At 45.1% G+C, this 1,245-nt stretch carries 3 protein-coding genes; all 3 read right to left on the reverse strand.

Going from position 1 to position 1,245, the window contains the following annotated elements:
- Nucleotides 1-263: hypothetical protein (locus LZF95_RS26765; RefSeq protein WP_233758544.1), on the reverse strand; the 263-nt coding region annotated here is incomplete at its 3' end.
- A gap of 410 nt (nt 264-673) precedes the next feature.
- On the reverse strand, nt 674-976 hold the full coding sequence (locus LZF95_RS26770; RefSeq protein ID WP_233758545.1) for a hypothetical protein: 303 nt from the start codon (nt 974-976) through the stop codon (nt 674-676).
- 78 nt (nt 977-1,054) lie between these two features.
- On the reverse strand, nt 1,055-1,245 hold a 191-nt coding region (locus LZF95_RS26775), incomplete at its 5' end, for a hypothetical protein (protein ID WP_233758546.1).

Consider the following 1,245-nt stretch of genomic DNA (forward strand, 5'->3'; position numbering starts at 1 on the left):
TCTTGCTCCCAACAGAAAAACCTGGCAGGTTTAGCGCACACACGGTTTTCATTTGGAACAGAAAAACCTGCCAGGTTTGCGTCTTCGGGTCTTGTTGAAACAGTTGTGTATTTCTTGCTCCCAACAGGAAAACCTGGCAGGTTTAGCGCACCCACGGTTTTCTTTTGGAACAGAAAAACCTGCCAGGTTTGCGTCTTCGGGTATTGTTGAAACAGCTGTATATTTCTTGCTCCCAACAGGAAAACCTGGCAGGTTTGGTACACACACGGTTTTCATTTGGAACAGAGAAACCTGCCAGGTTTGTATCTTTGGGTATTGTTGAAACAGCTGTGTATTTCTTGCTCCCAACAGGAAAACCTGGTAGGTTTGGTACACACACGGTTTTCATTTGGAACAGAAAAACCTGCCAGGTTTGCGTCTTCGGGTCTTGTTGAAACAGCTGTGTATTTCTTGCTCCCAACAGGAAAACCTGGCAGGTTTAGTGCACACACGGTTTTCATTTGGAACAGAAAAACCTGCCAGGTTTGTGTCCTTGGGTTTTGTTGAAACAGCTGTATATTTCTTGCTCCCAACAGGAAAACCTGGTAGGTTTAGCGCACACACGGTTTTCATTTGGAACAGAAAAACCTGCCAGGTTTGCGTCTTCGGGTCTTGTAAAACAGCTATATATTCCTCATTCCCAACAGGAAAACCTGGCAGGTTTAGCGCACACACGGTTTTCATTTGGAACATAAAAACCTGCCAGGTTTGTGTCCTTGGGTATTGTTGAAACAGCTGTGTATTTCTTGCCCCAACAGAAAAACCTGGCAGGTTTAGCGCACACACGGTTTTCATTTGGAACAGAAAAACCTGCCAGGTTTGTGTCCTTGGGTATTGTTGAAACAGCTGTGTATTTCTTGCTCCCAACAGAAAAACCTGGCAGGTTTAGCGCACACACGGTTTTCATTTGGAACAGAAAAACCTGCCAGGTTTGCATCTTCGGGTCTTGTTGAAACAGCTGTGTATTTCTTGCTCCCAACAGAAAAACCTGGCAGGTTTAGCGCACACACGGTTTTCATTTGGAACAGAAAAACCTGCCAGGTTTGTGTCCTTGGGTTTTGTTGAAACAGCTGTGTATTTCTTGCTCCCAACAGAAAAACCTGGCAGGTTTAGCGCACACACGGTTTTCATTTGGAACAGAAAAACCTGCCAGGTTTGCGTCTTCGGGTCTTGTTGAAACAGTTGTGTATTTCTTGCTCCCAACAG

This window comes from Algoriphagus sp. AGSA1 (assembly GCF_021390545.1).
Taxonomy (GTDB): Bacteria; Bacteroidota; Bacteroidia; order Cytophagales; family Cyclobacteriaceae; genus Algoriphagus.